General features: G+C 72.6%; 11 protein-coding genes. 8 read left to right on the top strand and 3 right to left on the bottom strand.

Translation table 11 applies throughout. The annotated features are described in order from the left end of the window. Nucleotides 1–33 precede the first annotated feature (33 nt). The 4 genes from DQ392_RS02220 (at nucleotide 34) to DQ392_RS02205 (ending at nucleotide 4,970) form a co-directional block, all read left to right on the top strand. A complete protein-coding gene (locus tag DQ392_RS02220) occupies nucleotides 34–1,833 on the top strand; it encodes a DEAD/DEAH box helicase (RefSeq protein WP_114013842.1) in 1,800 nt (599 codons plus the stop codon). A gap of 398 nt (nucleotides 1,834–2,231) precedes the next feature. Continuing rightward, nucleotides 2,232–2,876: an IclR family transcriptional regulator gene (locus tag DQ392_RS02215; protein WP_114013751.1), complete on the top strand. Its 645-nt coding sequence runs from the start codon at nucleotides 2,232–2,234 to the stop codon at nucleotides 2,874–2,876. Nucleotides 2,877–3,051: 175 nt separating this feature from the next. Then, nucleotides 3,052–3,894, top strand: coding sequence for a S16 family serine protease (locus tag DQ392_RS02210; RefSeq protein ID WP_114013750.1), 843 nt, complete (start codon nucleotides 3,052–3,054; stop codon nucleotides 3,892–3,894). A gap of 128 nt (nucleotides 3,895–4,022) precedes the next feature. Beyond that, complete coding sequence (locus tag DQ392_RS02205) at nucleotides 4,023–4,970, top strand: CPBP family intramembrane glutamic endopeptidase (protein ID WP_220182583.1); 948 nt, start codon at nucleotides 4,023–4,025, stop codon at nucleotides 4,968–4,970. A gap of 30 nt (nucleotides 4,971–5,000) precedes the next feature. Here DQ392_RS02205 and DQ392_RS02200 read toward each other — a convergent pair whose 3' ends face one another. After that, a complete protein-coding gene (locus DQ392_RS02200) occupies nucleotides 5,001–5,480 on the bottom strand; it encodes an Lrp/AsnC family transcriptional regulator (RefSeq protein ID WP_114013749.1) in 480 nt (159 codons plus the stop codon). A gap of 151 nt (nucleotides 5,481–5,631) precedes the next feature. Between DQ392_RS02200 and hppD the strand changes: the two genes are divergently transcribed. Together hppD and DQ392_RS02190 are read left to right on the top strand one after the other, a co-directional pair. Further along, nucleotides 5,632–6,792: a 4-hydroxyphenylpyruvate dioxygenase gene (hppD, locus tag DQ392_RS02195; protein WP_114013748.1), complete on the top strand. Its 1,161-nt coding sequence runs from the start codon at nucleotides 5,632–5,634 to the stop codon at nucleotides 6,790–6,792. A 133-nt stretch (nucleotides 6,793–6,925) separates the two neighbouring features. Further along, a complete protein-coding gene (locus DQ392_RS02190) occupies nucleotides 6,926–8,293 on the top strand; it encodes an FAD-binding oxidoreductase (protein ID WP_114013840.1) in 1,368 nt (455 codons plus the stop codon). A gap of 604 nt (nucleotides 8,294–8,897) precedes the next feature. On the opposite strand, the gene DQ392_RS02185 is transcribed toward DQ392_RS02190, so the two are convergent. Then, entirely contained in the window at nucleotides 8,898–9,308 is a 411-nt protein-coding gene (locus DQ392_RS02185) for an SsgA family sporulation/cell division regulator (protein WP_114013747.1), read from the bottom strand. Nucleotides 9,309–9,676: 368 nt separating this feature from the next. Here DQ392_RS02185 and DQ392_RS02180 point away from each other — a divergent pair, with 368 nt between their 5' ends. Together DQ392_RS02180 and DQ392_RS02175 are read left to right on the top strand one after the other, a co-directional pair. Continuing rightward, the gene (locus DQ392_RS02180) at nucleotides 9,677–11,656 is read left to right on the top strand and encodes an RDD family protein (RefSeq protein ID WP_114013746.1); all 1,980 of its coding nucleotides are present in this window, start codon (nucleotides 9,677–9,679) and stop codon (nucleotides 11,654–11,656) included. 309 nt (nucleotides 11,657–11,965) lie between these two features. Continuing rightward, entirely contained in the window at nucleotides 11,966–12,709 is a 744-nt protein-coding gene (locus DQ392_RS02175; protein WP_114013745.1) for an RDD family protein, read from the top strand. 37 nt (nucleotides 12,710–12,746) lie between these two features. Here the strand turns inward: DQ392_RS02175 and DQ392_RS02170 are convergent, their stop codons facing one another. Continuing rightward, nucleotides 12,747–13,073, bottom strand: coding sequence for a hypothetical protein (locus tag DQ392_RS02170; protein ID WP_114013744.1), 327 nt, complete (start codon nucleotides 13,071–13,073; stop codon nucleotides 12,747–12,749). Nucleotides 13,074–13,958 lie beyond the last annotated feature (885 nt).

Genomic DNA, 13,958 nt, shown 5'->3' with positions numbered 1-13,958 from the left:
CCGCCCGTACCCGCACCCGTCGCCCCGGAGACCGTGACTACCACCCCCACCACCCCCAGCAACAACACGCACCTGTCACCCGCCTTCCCGGGCCGGGCCCCCTGGGGCACGGCCAACAAGCTGCGGGCCTGGCAGCAGGCGGCGATGGACGCGTACCTGGAGCGGCAGCCGCGCGACTTCCTGGCGGTCGCGACCCCGGGCGCGGGCAAGACCACGTTCGCGCTGACGCTCGCCTCCTGGCTGCTGCACCACCACGTCGTGCAGCAGGTGACCGTCGTCGCGCCGACCGAGCACCTGAAGAAGCAGTGGGCCGAGGCGGCGGCGCGCGTGGGGATCAAGCTGGACCCCGACTACAGCGCGGGGCCGCTGAGCAAGGAGTACCACGGGGTCGCCGTCACCTACGCGGGCGTCGGAGTGCGGCCCATGCTGCACCGCAACCGCGTCGAACAGCGCAAGACCCTCGTCATCCTCGACGAGATCCACCACGCCGGTGACAGCCGCTCCTGGGGCGAGGCGTGCCTGGAGGCGTTCGAGCCGGCGACCCGGCGCCTGGCACTGACCGGCACGCCCTTCCGCTCGGACACCAACCCGATCCCGTTCGTCGAGTACGCCGAGGACGGCGACGGGGTGCGCCGCTCGGTGGCCGACTACACCTACGGCTACGGCGACGCGCTCGCCAACGGCGTCGTACGGCCGGTCATCTTCCTCTCCTACAGCGGCAACATGCGCTGGCGCACCAAGGCGGGGGACGAGATCGAGGCGCGGCTCGGCGAGCCGATGACCAAGGACGCCGTCTCCCAGGCCTGGCGCACCGCGCTCGACCCGCGCGGCGAGTGGATGCCCGCGGTGCTGCGCGCGGCCGACCACCGGCTGAGCGAGGTCCGCAAGGCGGTGCCCGACGCCGGCGGCCTGGTCATCGCCTCCGACCAGGACCAGGCCCGCGCCTACGCCAAGCTGCTGCGCGAGATCACCGGAAGCCGGCCCACCGTCGTCCTGTCCGACGACACGGGGGCTTCGCAACGCATCGAGGACTTCCGGCACTCCACGGACCAGTGGATGGTCGCCGTCCGCATGGTCTCCGAGGGCGTCGACGTGCCACGCCTCGCGGTCGGGGTGTACGCGACGACCGTCTCCACGCCGCTGTTCTTCGCGCAGGCCGTCGGCCGCTTCGTCCGCTCCCGGCGGCGCGGCGAGACCGCCTCGGTCTTCGTGCCGACGATCCCCACGCTGCTGACCTTCGCGAACGAGATGGAGGTCGAGCGCGACCACGTCCTCGACAAGCCCAAGAAGGACACCGAGGACGACCCCTACGCCGAAGAGGCCGACCTGCTCAAGGAGGCCGAGCAGGAGAAGGACGAGGACACCGGGGAGCAGGACCAGCTGCCCTTCGAGGCGCTGGAGTCCGACGCCGTCTTCGACCGGGTGATGTACGACGGCGCCGAGTTCGGCATGCAGGCGCACCCGGGCAGCGAGGAGGAGCAGGACTACCTCGGCATCCCCGGACTGCTGGAGCCCGACCAGGTGCAGATGCTGCTCCAGAAGCGGCAGGCGCGGCAGATCGCGCACAGCAGGAAGAAGCCGGACAGCGAGGCCGACCTGCTGGAGAAGCCCGCGGAGCAGCGCCCCGTCGTCACGCACAAGGAACTGCTGGAGAAGCGGAAACAGCTCAACACCCTCGTCGGCGCCTACGTCCACCAGAGCGGCAAGCCGCACGGTGTCGTCCACACCGAGCTGCGCCGCGTCTGCGGCGGGCCGCCCAGCGCTGAGGCGACGGCCGGGCAGATCGAGGCCCGGATAGCCAAGGTCCGCGAGTGGGCGACGCGCATGAAGTAGCGTGCCCTGCCCGATCGGGCCCGCGCTTTCTCCCGAAAGCCCGTTTCCGTACCTCCCGAGAGCCCGTTCCCGCACGCCGCGAGGGCGGCTTTTTCGGGATGTTCACGGCGAACGCGGGCACCCGAGGACCGGATTCTGGACAGACTCTTCCGGTCAGCGGTGCGCCTCGCTACATTCCCCGGACACACGACCCGTGGCGGTGCCGCCACGGGCGGCCGGTTACTCGTTGACACTCAGCTTGCCCAGCTTGTGACGGAACAGCTCTTGCAAGTGCCACCGCGACCGGCGGCCTCCAGCGCTGCGCTCGGGGTGCCGACCCAGGCCGGGGGGCCGGGGAGGAGGCCCCTCACGCGTCGGCATCCGCGGCTGCCGTCACTCACCCGAGGGAGGGGGGCGTCGTGACCGCGGAGACCTCTCAGACGCTCGACCGAGGGCTGCGTGTCCTCAAATTACTGGCCGACACCGACCACGGCCTCACCGTCACCGAGCTGTCCAACAAGCTCGGCGTCAACCGCACGGTGGTCTACCGGCTGCTCGCCACCTTGGAACAACACGCCCTGGTCCGCCGCGACCTGGGCGGCAGGGCCCGCGTCGGACTCGGTGTGCTCCGCCTCGGACGACAGGTCCACCCGCTGGTCAGAGAGGCGGCACTGCCCGCGCTCCGCGCGCTGGCCGAGGAGGTCGGCGCCACCGCGCACCTCACCCTGGTCGACGGCACCGAGGCACTGGCGGTCGCGGTCGTCGAGCCGAGCTGGACGGACTACCACGTGGCCTACCGCACCGGCTTCCGCCACCCCCTCGACAAGGGGGCCGCGGGCCGGGCGATCCTCGACGGGCGCAGACCCGACGACGAACGGGAGCCCGGGTTCGTCCTCACCCACGGCGAACTGGAGGCGGGCGCCAGCGGTGCCGCCGCCCCCGTGCTCGGGGTCGGCGGCATCGAGGGCAGCGTGGGCGTGGTCATGCTCTGCGAGACGGTGCCCGAACGCATCGGGCACCGCGTCGTCCGCGCCGCCAACCAGGTGGCGGACGCGCTGCGCTGACGGGCTGCGCTGCTCGGCTGTGCGAGTCGCTGTGCTTCACGGCTGTGCCGAGTCGCGGCGCCGCGCTGCGTCACCGGGGGTCCTTCCCTCCGTGCCGCGCGCCGCGTCGCCGGGGGCAGGGCACCGTGCCGCCCCGCGCGCGCTCCGCCCCTGCCGGAGTCGGTAGATTGCGGGGGTGTCCGAATCCAGCCCCCGCACCCAGGGCCCCGGCAGCCCGCGCCCGCGGCTGACCCGTGGCCGCGTCCTCGCGCTGTGCGCGCTGCCCGTCGTCCTGCTGTTCATCGTGGTGCTGTGCGCACCGCTGCCGTACTCGCTCGCCCAGCCGGGGGAGACCGCGAACGTGCTCGGCAAGCGCGGCGGCAAGCCCGTCATCTCCGTCGAGGGCACGCGGCCGGGGGGCGAGGACGGCAACGACAAGGGGCGGCTGCTGTCGGTGACCATCGCCGCCACCCAGCCCGAGGCCACCGTGCGCCTCCCCGACGTGGTGCGCTCCTGGTTCCGCGACGACCGGGCCGTGATGCCCCGGGAGGCCGTCTACCCCGGCGGCGGCGACACCCGGGACGCCGAGCGGCGCATCGCCCAGGAGATGAAGAACTCCCAGGACGAGGCCGTCACCGCCGCCCTGCGGCAGCTGAACAGGTCCCCGGACGACGTCGATGTCACGCTGCGCCTCGGCGATGTGGGCGGGCCCAGCGCCGGCCTGTTCTTCGCGCTCGGCATCGTCGACAAACTGGACGGCGACGGTACCGGCACCGGAGGGCTCACCGGTGGCCGCACCATCGCGGGCACGGGCACCATCGACGGGAAGGGCGAGGTCGGCCCGGTCGGCGGCATCCCGCTCAAGACCCAGGCCGCACGGCGCGACGGAGCCACCTACTTCCTGGTACCCAAGTCGCAGTGCGGCGAGGCGGGCGCCCAGCTGCCCGCGGGGCTGCGGCTGGTACCGGTGAGCACACTGGACGGCGCGCTCGACGCGCTCAAAAAGATCCGCACGGACGGGAAGATCCCGCACTGCTGAGTGCGTGGGCGGCCGTCCGGGCCCCCGTCCAGTAGGCAGGGCCTCGCGCGGACGGGGTGCTACGTACACCGCCGACAGGCGCCCCAGCCGGATTCGTCGCCGGTGCGCCGCTCCATAGCCTCGGCGTCATGACGCTCTCAACCGGGCCCTCGTCAACCGGGTCCTTACCGCTCGTTGTCCGCCGGCGCGGCCTGCTGGTCTACCTCGGCGTCGCCTACGCCGGCATGTGGGCGGCCATGTCACCCCTCCTGGCCACTGCTTACCGGCGTGGCGACGCACGCGAGGAGACCGGCGCGCTGGAGGAGGTGTGTATCGCGGCCGCGATGGTGGCCCCTGCCCTGGCGGCGATCCTCGTCGTCCGCTGCGTCGAGCGCAGCGCACGGGTGCGGGACACCCTCGCCCTGCGGTGGCCGAAGCCCTGGGGGCGTACCGCACGGGCATGCCTGGTGGCCTTCGCCGTCCCCGCGGTCCTCACCGCCGCCGCCCTTGCCCTCGGTGCGCTCGCCGGCCGCTACCCGTTCGGGGGAGTGCACTGGGGCGGGTCCGGCGCGTGGGCCGCCGGAGCCGTGCTGAACATGCTGGTGTCGCTGCCACTGTTCTTCGGCGAGGAACTGGGCTGGCAGGGCTATCTTTTCCCGCGCCTCGCCGGGGACGGCGGTCGCCGGAGTCTGATACGGGCCTACGTACTCACCGGCACGGCCTTCGCCCTGTGGCACATGCCCACGCTGCTGATGGGCGGCCAGTACCCGGGCCATCCCTGGTACGTGTCGGTGCCCGCCATGCTGGCGAGCTGCCTGCTCATACTGCCGGTCTTCACCTGGCTGCGGCTGCGCTCCGGCTCGGTCGTACCCGCCGTCATCGGCCACGCGTTCGTGAGTTCGGTGAGCGTCGGCATGGTCAAGCAGTTCGCTGATCCGCAGGCAGCGCTGGACCCCCTGCACATGGGTGTCGCGGGCTGGCCCGGCTGGATCGTCACCGGCGCGTTCGTCACCTTCCTGGCCCTGACCGGCCGACTGGATCCGTCCTTCTACGGAGCCGGCAGCACCGCCCGCCGCGTACCGGCCCGCAGCCGGTGAGCGCACCCGCTCCGGCCCGTGCGGGCCTCCTCACCGGTGCTCGCTGTCGTCGGCGGCCTGGCGGACGAGGGGGACGATGCGCGGGGGCACCGGGTTCTCCATGACGATGGCGGTGGACGCGCGGACGATGCCCTGGATGCCGACGACCAGGTCGATCACCCGTTGCAGGTCGGCGTTCGAGCGGGCCACCAGCCGGCAGAGCATGTCGCCGCTGCCGGTCGTGGTGTGCAGCTCCAGCACCTCGGGCACCGTCGCCAGGTGCGCCCGTACGCCGGCGCCCTGGCCCTGTTTGATCTCCAGGGTGGCGAACGCGGTGACCGGATAGCCGAGGGCGGCCGGGTCGACCTCGGGGCCGAAGCCGCGGATGACCCCGCCCGAGGTCAGCCGGTCGAGCCGTGCCTGCGCCGTCCCGCGGGCCACACCGAGTCGGCGGGACAGCTCCAGCACGCCGATTCTGGGCTCCTCGGCGAGCAGTTCCAGCATGCGCGCGTCCAGCCGGTCGATGCCCATGGCGTCCTCTCCCTGCGGCGTGGGCGTTCGGGCGGAGCGAGGGTGCACAGATTGCGCACATCGTCCGCCCGAACCCGGGTCCTGCTGAACAAGGTGCCCAGTGAAAACGCAAACTATTGCGCACCTTGCGGACCGGCGGGACGCTTCCGCCATGACTGCATCCCCGGGAACACCCACCAGCGCAGCAGCCCCGCAGACCGCACGGCAGGCAGACCCCTTCCCGGTCAAGGGGATGGACGCGGTCGTCTTCGCCGTCGGCAACGCCAAGCAGGCAGCGCACTACTACTCCACCGCCTTCGGCATGCGGACCGTCGCCTACTCAGGTCCCGAGAACGGCAGCCGGGAGACGGCGAGTTACGTCCTGGAATCCGGCTCGGCCCGGTTCGTCTTCACCTCCGTCATCCGCCCCGCCACCGACTGGGGCCGCTTCCTCGCCGAGCACGTCGCCGCCCACGGGGACGGCGTCATCGACCTGGCCATCGAGGTCCCGGACGCCCGCGCGGCGTACGCGTACGCCGTCGAACACGGTGCTCGCGGCATCGAGGAGCCCTACGAGACCAAGGACGAGCACGGCACCGTCGTCCGCGCCGCCATCGCCACCTACGGCGAGACCCGCCACACGCTCGTCGAACGCACCGGCTACGACGGCCCCTACCTGCCCGGCTTCGCCACCGTGGAGCCGATGGTCGCGCCGCCGGAGAAGAGGGTCTTCCAGGCCGTCGACCACTGCGTCGGCAACGTCGAACTCGGCCGGATGAACGAGTGGGTCGCCTTCTACAACAAGGTCATGGGCTTCACGAACATGAAGGAGTTCATCGGCGACGACATCGCCACCGAGTACTCCGCGCTCATGTCGAAGGTCGTCGCCGACGGCACGCTCAAGGTCAAGTTCCCCATCAACGAGCCCGCCGTCGCCCAGAAGAAGTCCCAGATCGACGAGTACCTGGAGTTCTACGGCGGCGCCGGCGTCCAGCACATCGCGCTCGCCACGAACGACATCGTCTCCTCGGTGCGGGCCATGCGGGCCGCGGGTGTCCAGTTCCTCGACACCCCCGACACGTACTACGACACGCTGGGGGAGTGGGCGGGCGAGACCCGCGTGCCCGTGGAGACCCTCCGCGAGCTGAAGATCCTCGTCGACCGGGACGAGGACGGCTACCTGCTGCAAATCTTCACCAAGCCGGTCCAGGACCGTCCGACCGTCTTCTTCGAAATGATCGAGCGGCACGGCTCCATGGGCTTCGGCAAGGGCAACTTCAAGGCGCTGTTCGAAGCCATCGAGCGGGAGCAGGACCGGCGCGGCAACCTGTAGGAGGGGAGCCTGGGCCCCGCCCTCCCACCGCCCGTGACAGCGGTCAGGTGACAGGGCGGTGCCCAGACCGGAACAGCGGGAACAGCAGGTCCGGGGCCTTCCCGTGCCGTCCGCCGACTGCCAGGCTGGGGGCATGAGCGAGCTGATCGAACGGCTGGCCGAAGGCCTCCCCGAGGACGCGCTGCTGACCGACCCCGACGTCCTCGCCTCCTACGCGAAGGACATGGCCGGCTTCTGCCCCGCCGGCGCCCCGGCGGCCGTCGTCGTACCGCGCACCGTCGAACAGGTCCAGCACACCATGCGCACCGCGAACGGCCTGCGGACCCCCGTCGTCGCGCAGGGCGCCCGCACGGGCTTGTCCGGGGCGGCGAACGCCACCGACGGATGCGTACTGCTGTCCCTCGTACGGATGGACCGCATCCTGGAGATCAACCCGGTCGACCGGATCGCGGTCGTCGAGCCGGGCGTCGTCAACGCCACGCTCTCCCGCGCCGTGAACGAGCACGGACTCTTCTACCCTCCCGACCCCTCCAGTTGGGAGATGTGCACGATCGGCGGCAACATCGGCACCGGATCCGGCGGGCTGTGCTGCGTCAAGTACGGGGTGACGGCCGAATACGTGCTCGGGCTCGACGTCGTCCTCGCGGACGGCCGGCTGCTGACCACCGGACGCCGCACCGCCAAGGGCGTGGCCGGATACGACCTCACCCGGCTGATCGTCGGCTCGGAGGGCAGCCTGGGCATCGTCGTCCGGGCCACCCTCGCACTGAAGGCCGAACCCTCACGGCAGCTCGCGCTCGCCGCCGAGTTCCCCTCCACGGACGCGGCCTGCGACGCGGTCTGCCGGATCATGGAGGCCGGTCACACGCCCGCACTGCTGGAGCTGATGGACCGCACGACGGTGCGGGCCGTCAACGACATGACGAAGATGGGACTCCCCGAGACCACCGAAGCCCTGCTGCTCGCGGCCTTCGACACGCCGGACCCCGCACCGCAGCTGCGCGCGGTCGGCGACCTGTGCGCGGCGGCCGGGGCCAGCGAGGTGGTGCCGGCCGAGGACCCGGCCGAGTCCGAGATGCTGCTTCAGGCGCGGCGGGCCGCGCTCACCGCCCTCGAGGCCGTCAAGGGCACCTCGATGATCGACGACGTCTGCGTCCCGCGCACCCGCCTCGCGGACCTGCTGGGCGGCACCGCCGAGATCGCCGAGCGGCACGGCCTGACCATCGGGGTCTGCGCCCACGCAGGGGACGGCAACACCCACCCCACGGTCTGCTTCGACGCCACCGACGAGGACGAGTCCCGCCGCGCCCGGATCTCCTTCGACGAGATCATGGAACTGGGGCTGCGGCTGGGCGGCACCATCACCGGCGAGCACGGGGTCGGCCTGCTGAAGAAGACCTGGCTGGCCGAGGAACTGGGCCCGGTCAGCCTGGATCTGCACCGCGCCGTCAAGAGCGCCTTCGACCCGCACGGCATCCTCAACCCGGGCAAGCTGTTCTGAGCCCTTGAGCCCTTGAGCCCTTGAGCCCGAGCCCTTGAGTGCCCGAGAGCGAGGGTGACGTGAGCGAATGCGGCCGGAGGCGACCGGACGTGAAGCGGGCCGGATCGGCGACGGGGGCGCCGACCCGGCCCGCTGACCACCGGCGCGTCAACCGTGGAACGCCGACCGGTACGTGAGGTGAGATGGCGGGCACCGGGCAAAAGTTCACGGTGCTGTGGAGAAACAGATCACCGGAGCGGGGAGCGACAGGTCACGGGGCGGGGCCTGCTCGCAGCGGCGGCGCTCCCCCACTCCGGACTCGGTCGGCGTCCGCAGCCGGATGGGCCGGGAGGAGAGGACGGCGCGAGGGAGGCCGAGGCCCCGTCTTTGGACCGGTGCCCAGGGAAACCACCGGCCCGGCGCCCACGGACACCGGCGGGCCGGCGGGCCACCCGAACGAGTGTCGGGGCACGTCCGGAGGGCCTCCGTGCGGTGCTCTTTCGCGGGACGGGGCCCCGCCGGTCCGAACGGGCCCCGCCGGTCCGAACGCGCCCCGCGCCGCCCCGCGATTCGACCCGACTGGAACCGACGGCACTCGGGGCCGGCCGGCCCCGAGTGCCTCGCCTCATGGCCGCAGCAGCTCGCTCAACTGGGCGTCCAGGCCCATCGCGTTCTGCTCGTCGCCCTCCGGGACCGCGTGCAGCGTCCGTTCGAGCCAGGCCGCCAGCACCGGGGCGGGCGCCTCCAGCAACGCGTCCCCGTGCGGCGAGCTGAGGGCCATGCACACCACCTTCCGGCCCACCACGCTGGTCGGCCACACCCGCACGTCACCGTCCCCGCACGGCTGGGCGACGCCCTGGACCAGCAGTTGCCGCGCGAACGTCCAGCGGACCGGGGTCATGGAGTGGATGTGGAAGGTCACGTGGACGGCGAAGGGATCGTCCGTGCGGTAGCTGAGCCGAGCCGGGACGGCCACGCTGCGCTCCGGCGCGAGGACGAGCCTCATCTCGACTTCACGTTCGACGACGGTGTGCATAGCCTGCGCCCTTTCCTCTGTCGCTGTGCGAGCCGCTGCGCGAGGCCCGCACAGAGTTAGAGGCCGTCCCCCGCGGTTCGTTACACGGGTTCCGGGACTTTCCCGGGACTTTTTTCCCAGGACTCCTCGCCGGGCCGTGCGACACCGGGTACGGGCAGGTGACGAGCGGGTGACGAGCGCGGCCGCGAGCCGTTCGAGGTTCGCTCGAAGGCGGGCTTCACACCCGTCTGCTTCCTCCCCGGGCGGTCTTCTTCGTTACTGTCCTCCTTGGACAGGCGGAGGTTCCCGCCGCGCCGCCGGTGGCGGCCCAGCACAGGGCGCCGCCGGGGACAGGTCAAAGGTGTCGTTGGTGAGGGGAGTTGGAGGCAGTGGGGCCCTCCGGTGCTCATGGTGAGGTACCCCGTGCGGGGTACTACCCGGATCCGTCCATCCCCGGGTACATCCGCTACTGGAACGGCACGTCGTGGGTGCCCGGCACCAGTCGTCCGGAGCCGCGCGAGGGCGAACCCATGCCCGCGCCCCCGCCCGTGGCGTCCTCTCCCGCCACCGCCCCCACGCCGCCTGCCACGGCAGGCCAGGAGGGCCCCGCCGGGCCGCCCGCCAGACCGCGCCGCTCACCGTCCGACGAGACAGGACCGGTCTTCCTCGACGCAGACGCAGACGCAGACGCAGACACGGGTGCGGGCGCGGGTAGCGTGGCGGACGCGGGCGCCGGTACCGGAAGCAACGCGGCGGCAGCCCCCGCAGACGCCGGTCCTGGCACCGGTCCCGCCGGGGGCGGCCGCGCGGACGTGCCGGCCCAGGCGGGCTTCGGCCCGCCTGCGGACCCGCGCGGCGGCTGGGGCACGGACGCTCCCTCCTTGGGCGCGACGGCGCCCGACCCGGCAGCCACGCCCACGCCCGAGGGCGTGAACCCCGCGGCGTCGGGCGGCCGCGAACACACGGTCGGCCTCCGCCGCTCCGAGGTGCTGGGCCCCGACCGCCGTACCGGCACACCCGCCACACCCGACGCGCCCGACGCGGACAGTGCCGCGGAGCGCACGGCTGACAGCGCCGGACAGGGCAGCGCCGAAGCCCTCCCGGGCCGGCGCCCCGGAGAGCCCCGGCAGTCCCGGCAGGAAGCACCCGCGAAGCCGCCCCGGACCGAGCTGGCATCTCAGGGGTCCAGGCACGGCGCTGCGGCACCGGGACGCACGGTGCCGGAGCAGTCGGACGGCCGCGTGCCGGGTCAGGCGGGCCCCGGCCGTGCGGACCCGGCACAGGCCGGGCCCGGTCCGGCGGGGCCGACCGTCACAAGTGGTTCGGCCTCCAGGCGTGCCGACGCGAGCGAGCAGGGAGCGCCCGCGCGCAGCGGAGCGGCTCCGGGCGTTCCTCCGGTGGGACGTGGGCCTGCCTCTCCCGCCTCTGCCGCACCGGCGGCCGAGATGCCGGCACCGGCGCAAGCCCAGGCCGAGGCCCAAGCGCAGGACCATCCGCGACGCCAGGCACAACAGCAACCCCAGGCCCAGGCACAACCGCAAGCCCACGCCCCCGGGCAGCTGCTGCCCCGACAGGAACAGGCACCGGCCCTGCCGGGGCAGCGGGAGGCGTCGGGCGCTCCGGGGCAGGGGCCTGGGCACGGCGCGCCCGCGCAGGCCGCGGCGATGTCACCCGTGCGGGCGGACGGTGCGGCGGCGCAGGGGGCGGTCGCGCCCTCCTGGTCGCACCCCGCGCCCTCGGGTCCCCCGGCTCACCAGCAGGTCGCGGGCCTGCCCGCGCAGCCGCAGTCGGGCGGACCCGACGCCGTGACGCCGTGGCGGCCGCCCGTCGACGACCCGTTCTCCCGGGTGGCGGCGCAGGAGGCGCGTCCCGCGGCGCTGGGCAGGCGGCTCGGTGCCAGGCTCGTCGACCTGGTGCTCACCCTCGCGGTGGGCGCGGCCGCCGCGTTCCCGTTCGTGGGCAAGGCCGTCGACCACATCGAGGCCAAGATCGACGCCGTCGAGCAGGCGGGCGTGACGCGGCAGGTGTGGCTGGTGGACGGCACCACCGGCGGCTATCTCGGGCTCGTCCTCGGCGTGCTCGTCGTCTTCGGACTCCTCTACGAGGTGCTGCCGACGGCCCGTTGGGGGCGCACACTCGGCAAGAAGCTGTTCGGGATCTGCGTGGTCAACATCGAGGGGTACGGCAAGCCGGGGTTCGCGAAGTCGCTGCTGCGGTGGCTGGTCCACGGAGCCCTCGGTGTCCTGGTGATCGGCGTGGTCGACGTGGCGTGGTGTCTGTTCGACCGTCCCTGGCGGCAGTGCTGGCACGACAAGGTGGCGGGCACGTTCGTCGCCAAGGGCGGCACGAGCGCCGAACTCCGCCTCTAGGTCGTGTCTTCAAAGTCCCGCCTGCCTGGCGGCGCCTGGCACGCACGCTCGCGGCGTTGTCGTCGGTCGCCGCTTCCCCCAGGGCTCGGCTTCGTTCGCCCCGGGAGGTGCCCCCACGCAGGGACTCCCTCCTCCGCCTTGCGAGCGCACGCACCAGACACCGCCAGGCCCGCCCTCCGGGCGGACGCCGCTACTTCGAAGACACTCCCTAGCGGCGACGGCCCCGGCGGGCGGCCGCGGTGCCTGCCTGTTCCCCCGAACGGCCCGCTTAAGGATGCGGCCGGCGGCGCGGGGCTGTGCACTCGGGCCATGAGCACGGAGCAGCCCGACAACGATCCGTTCCGTAATCCGCAGCGACCGCAGCAGCCGCCCTCGGACCCCGGCGGGTCCCAGCAGCCCCCCGGACGGGAGCCGTCGGGCCAGGGGGCTGAACCGCCTCCGCCCCCGCCGCCGGACGGCACAGGCGGTACCGGCGGCCCCTACGGCAATCCGCCACCCCCGGGCGGCGGCGGCTACGGGGGCGCTGGCGGTTACGGGGGCGGCGGAGGCTACGGCAGCCCGTACGACAACCCGTACGGCGGCCCGGCGGGCGCCGCCGACCCCCTCGCGGGGATGCCCCCGCTGGCGTCCCGGGGCAAGCGCCTGCTGGCCCGCATCATCGACGCGCTCCTCATCGGCATCCCCATCGGCATCATCGCCGGGCTGGTCGAGGGCGGCTACTCGTACGACAACGGCTACGACGGATACGCCTACTGGCCGCAGTTGGCCTACACCGTCGTCTACCTGGTGTACGAGGGCCTGATGCTGACGACGTCGGGGCAGACGGTCGGCAAGAAGCTGATGCGCATCCGGGTCGCGATACTGCAAAACGGTGCCGTGCCGGCGGGCTCGCCGGGGTGGCTGCGGGCCGCCGTCTACCAGATCCCGCCGCTGGTGCCGTGCATCGGTTTCCTGTTCTGGCTGGTGAACGTGTTGTTCTGCACGTGGGACAAGCCGTACCAGCAGTGTCTGCACGACAAGGCGGCCAAGACGGTCGTGGTCGCGGCGGACTGAGCCGGACCGCGGGAGGCGTGGCGGGCGGCGGCCGGCGTCAGTGGCGGACCCCCATACCCGCGGGCGTCGCGGATGCGGCGGGGGCGGCGGTGGCATGCGAGGCCGTGAGGGCGTCGGGCCGACCGTGCCGGGCCGGCTGGGCGGGGGAGGGGGCCGTCACCCGCCCGACCGAGGCACGTCGCCTGAGCCTGGCGTGCGCCGACGGGGCAGTCAGTGCCACCAGCAGGCCAAGTGCGAGTGCCGTGACGGCGATCGCGGCTGTCCAGACGACCGAACGCGTCTGGGAGAGCAGCAGCATGGCGAGGGTGGAGCAGATGACGGTGGCCGAGCCGTAGAGGAGTTGGGCGGGGTTCGGACGCGGCATGGCGGATCCGTCCTCGGGGGAGTGGACACGGTCTGGACGTGAACGGGTCGTTGCGCGCTACTCGTTGACTCGGTACGAACGGGGCGCCATCGAACGACTCTACGGTCCGGGATGCCCTGGCGGAAAGCGCCGCAAGCGTGAGCTGACCCACGCCCCTGTTGCACGGGGGGCGCACGGACGCACGACGGCCAAGGCGTCCCAACTGGCGGACGGGCCGGGGCTCTTGGGAAGCGCCCGTGGGCCCTGTCGTGGTCTCCCGCGCGCTGGGACGGTACGTGCTCCCTCCGAAGCCCCCTGCACCGGTGTTCGCACCCGTTATCTGATGGGGAGTTGGACGTTCCGCTTCCGCAACTGCCCGCCGCGTTCCGGGGGGTCGTCAGCGGTCCGGCCAATGGAGGTGCGGGAGATGGTCGCCGGTTCAACTACTGCGGACAAGAGGGGTAAAAGCTGGCAAAAAGGGCGCACAGGTGGGCTGATTACCCGCTGTAAAGGGGGCGTGAAGATGCCAGAATGGGCGGTTCCGGGAACGGGTGATCGACGGTCGTGCAACCCAGGAATGAATTTGTTTGCATCGTTGCAGGTCAAAACATGATCATCCGTTACCCCCTGGCGATCGGCGCGCGATCGCGTTTAGATGCCTGGTGGGGCTGCTCCTCGGCGGCCCCGGACAGGACGTACCCGAACGAGTCTCACGGGGGAGATGGTGATCATGTCAGGAGGCGGATTCGTCAGGCTGCCGGACGGCAGCGTGATCGTCGCGCTGACGCTTCCGGTGCCGCGCGAGCCGCACGGCGCGGCGCCCGCTGCCCCGAGCGCGCGGAGCGCCGAGGGGGGTGGCGGCACGGCCCGCCGCTCAGGGCTGCTGCCCGCCTCGCGCCGCTGGTC

It is taken from the genome of Streptomyces reniochalinae, assembly GCF_003323735.1.
Lineage (GTDB): Bacteria > Actinomycetota > Actinomycetes > Streptomycetales > Streptomycetaceae > Streptomyces > Streptomyces reniochalinae.
Note: the sequence above shows the minus strand (reverse complement) of the source record. Positions and strands in the feature narration are given on the sequence as shown.